Origin of the sequence: Nitrospira sp. T9 (assembly GCF_052156535.1) — a bacterium.
Classification (GTDB): Bacteria; Nitrospirota; Nitrospiria; order Nitrospirales; family UBA8639; genus Nitrospira_E.
The window spans coordinates 146,965-153,524 of record NZ_JBQKUP010000026.1 but is presented as its reverse complement, the minus strand read 5'-3'; the positions used below and the strand labels follow the sequence as shown (position 1 = coordinate 153,524).

Here is a 6,560-nt window from a genome sequence, read left to right as displayed (position 1 = left end):
GATATTTAGGCACCCACACCACATGATACTTGAGATCGTAAACAGCGCCTCTGGTTCGTTTGAGACTCATGCATGGAAGAATACCAAACTCAGCCCGCTTCGCGGGCTTGCTCTTTTCCTCCCCCCAGCAAGCTGGGGGGTATCCAAGAGCAAAATTTTATAAAAAATTTTCAATTGCCAAACTTTTTTTCATGGCAAATAGACAAATAAATAATGATAGCCTTCAGTCGGCACTGATGGTATACACTGTTTGACTTTCCCAAATATGCATGCCGTAAAAATGAACTACAGAGGGAAAACGCGATGACAATTTTGGTTCTGAGAACTCTCTGCCTGTTGTTTCTGCTAATACCCGCGACGGCGGCAATGGGGCAGGACGTTGACTGGAAGACTACCGTGGGCGAAGCCGTCGACACCTTGCAGCAGTATCTTCGGTTCAACACGACCAACCCGCCGGGTGATGTCACCGAGGCCGCCGGCTTCCTTCAGAAGGTTCTTGAAGAAGAGGGGATCACGGTCAGGCGGTACGAAGCTGCACCGGGCAAAATCAATATTTTAGCCCGGCTTAAAAGCACGGGCGATGCCAAGCCTATTCTGCTGCTCCATCATATGGATGTGGTGCCCGCCGATGCGAGGCACTGGGATTCGGTTGATCCTTTTGGCGGCGAGATCAAAGACGGCCACATTTGGGGTCGAGGCGCGATCGACATGAAGGGCACGGGTGTGCTTCAACTTTATGCCTTTCTGACGCTGGCACGGCAGAAGGTCTCTCTCGATCGCGATGTGATTTTTATGGCTGTGAACGACGAAGAAATCGGCGGGAGAATGGGGACGCGCTATATGCTCGACCACCATTATGACGAACTCGATCCCGAGTATGTCCTCGACGAGGGTGGAGTTGGCAGTCGCGAGATTTTCGTGGACGGGAAGTTGGTCTTCGGGATTTCCGTGGCGGAGAAGCGGGCGTTCTGGCTTCGTCTGACGGCCCGCGGGGTCGCCGGACACGGCTCACAACCGCATGATCAGAATCCCAATGACACGCTGATGCGCGCGCTCAATCGGCTCTTCAGTGCGCCATTTCCGACCATCCCCAATCCGGTCCTTGACGCACTCGAGACCCGGCTCGGCCCACTTACGCCCAACCGGTTCACGAACGCCATCCAGCAGACGACGGTCTCGCTCACCTCGCTCCGGTCTGGTGTCGGAGATCCGCCCAAGGCGAATGTGATTCCCTCACTGGCCGTTGCGACTCTCGACTCTCGTTTGCTTCCTGGTATGGATGCCGAAGCTTTTTTGGCAGAGGTGCAGTCCAGGCTCGGCGATGAAATCGAAGTTGAGGTTATTCACCCGGCAAGTCAATCCGTCGTCACGCCTCATGACACCGGGATGTTTCAAGCGCTGTCCACCGCCATCACACGGCATCATCCCGACGCGACCGTCGTGCCGATGATAATTCCTTACGGAACCGATTCGAGAATGTTTCGTCTGCGCGGGGCCAAATGCTATGGCATCCTTCCCCTTGTGCTCAGTACTGCACTCGCCACGTCCATCCATGGTGACGCTGAGCGAATCCCTGTCGACCAATTCGAGACCGGAATCCGTATCTATTATGAGAGCCTGGTTGAAGCGGCCGCCCGCTAGCCGTTGGGTTCTCGATCCGAATTTGTGGAACATCCATGTGTTGAAGGATGAACAGCCTTCACTCGGTTAAATGCCTTCCAACACCCGGTCCAACCCCAGCCGCCTTTTTTCGACTCCCCCTTAAACACTATTCTCGGGTATAGCTCGCTATTTTCATCTTTACATGAAACGGCAAAGGCAGAAAATATTGGTCAGCCGCCATGGAGTAGGATATACTACTAAGTAGGAATCCATGAATATCACAGTATGGAGGATCTACCTATGTCGATGGTAAAAAAAAGCATTTCGGTCACGGACAAACAGGATGAATGGATCAAGGCTCAAATCGCCAGAGGACATTTTGGCAATGAAAGTGAAGTCGTCCGCGAACTCATCCGGGAACGACAACTTCGCGAGGAGGAAACCCCCGAACACATTGAGGCTATCCGCGAGGCCCTTATTAAAGGCGAGCAAAGCGGAGTGAGCAAGAAATCGGTGGATGAGATATGGGCCGAAGCCCGAACACGGCGTAAGGCCGGTCGTGGTTAAGTATCGCCTATTCCGATTAGCCGAAGACGACTTGGCAGGCATCGCCGAATACGGGGATGAGCATTTTGGGATCGTCCAATCGGACCGCTACCGCGAGCAATTGAAACAGCGGTTTACCCTTATCGCTGAACAACCCTACCTGTATCAGGCCGTGCATGATATTCGCGAAGGCTACCGGCGTAGCGTCTTCGGCGGGCATTCAATTTACTACCGCATTGATGACCAGGGCGTGGAAATCATGCGGGTGTTGGGCCGACAAGACCCTGAGAAAAATTTGCGTGGGTGACCGGGATCATATTGGACCGCCATTATGGAGTATATTTTGGATAGGATACTTGCCATTGTGGCGATCGCCAGCCTTATGCCGGTTATGATTATCGGGGGGAAACGGACCGTATTCACCATGAATCCTCTACCGTCAATGGGCGCCTGATGTTAGTCATCGCTTCCCCGAACAATGCCATCCTTGGTCGGTCATCAATTGACCCATTTCGTTTCTGACTTTTCTTTCAAACACCATGGCCTTTTCCCGATTGTCCCATCAAGAGGACTGCACAACGTCAGGATCAGAACCAGGCATCAGTCCATTCCTAAGTCCAAAATTCCCGGTACCCAATCACCGGTTTCCAAGTCATAGGATATTCCCCTCTGTACCGGTCAGGCACACGACTTGAGGGCGGGGGGCCTTAATGCATTCGGTTTTGGCTCATCCATATAAGGTGCCAAGGCCTGACGAACTTTAGTGCGCGCCCGATGCAAGAGGACCCGCTGGTTGGACTCGGACACGCTCAACATTCGGCAAACGTCCTCCGATCCTAACCCTTCTACGTCCCGCAGGAGGATCACTTGGCACTGCATGGCCGGAAGGGTGTGAATGACAGCGTATATCCGCTCGACCATTTCCTTATTCAACAACTTCCGTTCAGGTGACGCTTCCGTTTGGGAGGAAATGATTCCGGAATAATTTCCAGGCCACCCCTCCCCTCCAGGCGTAACGGGCAATTCATCCACCATGTCGATTCCTCCTTGTTCGGCATCGGAAGCCTTTCCTGGAAATTCCACGTACCGGCTTTCCCGCACCCCTTGCGTTTTGGCCCGATTAACCAGAATGCGAAAGATCCACGTTTTTAAAGACGAGCGCCCCTCAAAGCGATGAATGCCTTCCAGCGCCGCAATCCATGTATCTTGCACAACTTCCTCGGCCACCGCCTCGCTATGCACGAAGGTCAAGGCGACTCGACGTAATGGTGAATGATAGCGTTCGACCAATTCATTAAACGCCGTTTCTTCGCCGCGTCGAACGCGTTTCACTAGGGCCGCCTCGGCAGGATCGTCTTCCGCGTGACCTTCGTGACGGTCGTGGCCTTCGAATACCCGGAGCGCCGGGGTGGCGGCTTTCCTGAGCCGACTTGGCGCTTGTACACTGAACAGACCATCCATTGATTCTGCTGTGATTGTACTCATGAAATGCTCCTCCATCGAAACCATTTAGGTAAATAAGATCTGCTGAATGAATGACGGACAATTTTTAATGCGACAGCCTTTGGTGATGAGCCGCCGAATCATGCGGACTCCATCCTCCCCCACAAAATTCACCGCTGAAAAATCAAGCACCACATTGTTGCCTTGAGCCAACAGTCCCTGACATTCTGTTTCGACTACGTTTATCCATTCCGACACGATTCGTCCTTCGATTTCCACGGTCGTTTCTCTGTCCTGTGTGGCTTTGACCGTGAGTCGAACCATCGGTCAGGGTCTTTCATTATTTGATGTGAACTGTTTCATACAAAGAGTATTGAGCAACCATCGGGCCAAAAAAAACCGGCCACTCAGACAGGATCCAAGTGGCCGGTTTCAATGAGGTTTTTTATTATTTGATTAATGAATATCTTAGCGGTATTCCCAATATTTTTTCCCAATATTTCGTGACGGTCACAACATATTGGGAATCGCTCCTATTTTTTTCTTGTAATTCCCAGCTTCTTCATTCGGGCTTCCAAGGTGGTGGGTTTCAACCCCAGCAACTCCGCAGCCCCCTCCTTTCCACTGACCCGCCAACCCGTTTGTTCCAGGATATCCATGATATGCAACCGCTCACGCTCCTCCAATGTCATGACAGATGAAACCACCCCGTCTCCCCGCGCCCCCGTCGACAATTCGATGGGTTCCAGGGAAGATCCTTCCGTGAGAATGACGGCCCGTTCGATGACATGTTCCAACTCGCGGATATTCCCGGGCCAGGCATATTGCCGCAACGACGCCATCATCGATTCGGGAATCCGGTCGATTTTTTTTCCTAAATTCGTGGCGCATTTTCGCACAAAATATTGCGCCAGGAGCGGAATGTCCCCTTCCCGTTCCCGAAGCGAGGGAAGATGAATCGGAAACACATTCAGACGATAGTACAGATCGGACCGATACTGCCCCGTTCGGGACAATTGCTCGAGATCCCGGTTCGTCGCGGCGATGACCCGGACGTTGACCTTAAAGGTTTGCGTGCCCCCTACTCGTTCAAACTCTCCCTCTTGGAGGACCCGTAGCAGCTTCGCCTGCAAATCCAAAGGCAGTTCGCCGATTTCGTCCAAAAAAATCGTCCCTTTGTCGGCCAATTCAAACCGTCCGATTTTTTTGGTTAACGCTCCGGTGAATGCCCCCTTCTCATGCCCGAAGAGTTCGCTTTCGATCAAGCCGGCAGGAATGGCGGCACAATTCACTTTGACCAGCGGCTTGGACTTGCGAGGACTCAGGTTATGAATGGCCCTGGCGATCAACTCCTTCCCGGTTCCGGTCTCCCCCGTCACCAGTACGGTCGAATCAGTGGGAGCCACCCGCTCGACATTGCGCAAGACTTTTTTGAGAGTCGATGACGATCCAATCACCTCTTCAAAATTGTGCACACTTTGGATTTCCTCCCGCAGATACGTATTCTGCGCTTCCAGCCTGGCCTTTTCCTGTTCCATGAGGACTTTGTCGGTGATATCCAGGAACATGGTTCGGGTATAGGTCCCGCTGGGATCGGGCCTGGACCACCATTGGATCCAAAGGGGTTTCCCCGTGTCCTTGCGGCGCAATTCCAGCACCACCCCGCCGGTATCGGTGCCTTGGCCAATCGAATCAAATACCTCTTTCATCCGCTTTTGCGCGTCTGGAGTATCGGGGATAAACGATTTCCCGTACGTCCCTTCCACCTGATCAGGCGTGATGCCCAGGGTCTGCATTGCCACACGGTTCGCCCGGATAAACCTGGAATCCAGTCCTTCGTTTACATAGGCAATCGGTGCCTCATCGAACAGATCACGCAATTGTTCTTCACTTTCCGCAAGCCTGGCATGAATTTTCTGGCGTTCCAATTCCGCTCCTGCCCTGGCGCCGAAAACTCGAAAGAGCGGAAGCAGCCTGGCGTCCATCGCCATGGGTCGCACATCCAGCGCGGCCAGGTGCCCAAGCACTTCACCGGCCTGGTTGAGCAACGGAATGGCCAAATAACTTTCTGCGCCCAGATCGGCCAGCCCTTTTTCATGTGGAAACAGTTGTTGAACACGTTCAGGGAAATGACAGATTTCTCCGGCAAGCACTTGTTGGCAAGGGCTATGTTCCAGATTATATTCAAAGTTTTCAATGAAGGCCTCGCCGTTCCAAAATGCCAGAGTTCTCACTCGTCCGGTATCTGCCATGAGTTGCCCCACAAAGGCGTACCGGACACCCAGTGCCTTTGCCAGGTTGCAAGCCAGTGCCTGGAAAAATTCCCCTCCGGAGGTCGAAGCGGTGCCTTCATCGACGAGCCGCAGAATATAATCACTTTTCCTGAGGGCTTGGTCCAACTGAACCCGTTCAATTTCCGCCAACGCCCGAGCGGCAAAAATACGCATGATGAAAGCCGTATAGTCCCCGTTGGGCATAGGCTTATCATCGAGCACCGCCAAATGCCCGGCCACCTTTCCTGAAGAATTGATGAGGGGGAGGCCGCAATAACTGGTGGCTCCCCAGTCTTTAATAACCTGGACATTGGGATAACAATCGGCCAAGCCGTCGGCATGATGGACCACCTGATGATTCAACGCCACCTCACAGGGACCACCAACCGGTACCTGGAAACGAGGAACCAATCCGTTCGGTGACCATCCGGCTTTTGAATAAAAACATCCGTCCGCTTGATTGAATTCCGACAGATAGGCATATTTCACTCCCAGCGCCCTGACTAACTTTTCGACCAAGGTGTCAAAAAATTTCTCTCCCGTCTGCGCCTCCACCCCTTTGACTACTCGTTGGAGCACTTCGTCCTGAAGCACAGGGATGGGACCGAGGGAAGACATCTGAGCGGAAACTGTCGAAGGGACGGGCTCTCCCTCAGAGTGAAATGGAGACGTTGTGCCTACCTCAGCCATTGCATC

Annotated in this window: 6 protein-coding genes; 3 read left to right on the top strand and 3 right to left on the bottom strand. The window is 52.9% G+C overall.

All coding sequences use genetic code 11. From position 1 onward, the window contains the following. Positions 1–303 precede the first annotated feature (303 nt). The 3 genes from ACTRXD_RS04105 to ACTRXD_RS04095 all read left to right on the top strand — a co-directional run bounded on the left by ACTRXD_RS04105 (position 304) and on the right by ACTRXD_RS04095 (position 2,455). Positions 304–1,641, top strand: a complete 1,338-nt coding sequence (locus ACTRXD_RS04105; RefSeq protein WP_442430572.1) for a M20/M25/M40 family metallo-hydrolase — start codon at positions 304–306, stop codon at positions 1,639–1,641. A 261-nt stretch (positions 1,642–1,902) separates the two neighbouring features. Further along, positions 1,903–2,169, top strand: a complete 267-nt coding sequence (locus ACTRXD_RS04100) for a type II toxin-antitoxin system ParD family antitoxin (protein ID WP_442430571.1) — start codon at positions 1,903–1,905, stop codon at positions 2,167–2,169. Continuing rightward, the gene (locus tag ACTRXD_RS04095; RefSeq protein ID WP_442430570.1) at positions 2,162–2,455 is read left to right on the top strand and encodes a type II toxin-antitoxin system RelE/ParE family toxin; all 294 of its coding nucleotides are present in this window, start codon (positions 2,162–2,164) and stop codon (positions 2,453–2,455) included. The genes ACTRXD_RS04100 and ACTRXD_RS04095 overlap by 8 nt, the downstream gene beginning before the upstream one ends. Positions 2,456–2,826: 371 nt before the next feature. Here ACTRXD_RS04095 and ACTRXD_RS04090 read toward each other — a convergent pair whose 3' ends face one another. From ACTRXD_RS04090 to ACTRXD_RS04080, 3 genes are all read right to left on the bottom strand, one after another. Continuing rightward, positions 2,827–3,633, bottom strand: a complete 807-nt coding sequence (locus ACTRXD_RS04090; protein WP_442430569.1) for an RNA polymerase sigma factor — start codon at positions 3,631–3,633, stop codon at positions 2,827–2,829. A gap of 24 nt (positions 3,634–3,657) precedes the next feature. Further along, entirely contained in the window at positions 3,658–3,915 is a 258-nt protein-coding gene (locus ACTRXD_RS04085) for an STAS domain-containing protein (RefSeq protein WP_442430568.1), read from the bottom strand. 209 nt (positions 3,916–4,124) lie between these two features. Then, positions 4,125–6,554, bottom strand: coding sequence for a sigma-54-dependent Fis family transcriptional regulator (locus tag ACTRXD_RS04080; RefSeq protein ID WP_442430567.1), 2,430 nt, complete (start codon positions 6,552–6,554; stop codon positions 4,125–4,127). Positions 6,555–6,560: the final 6 nt, after the last annotated feature.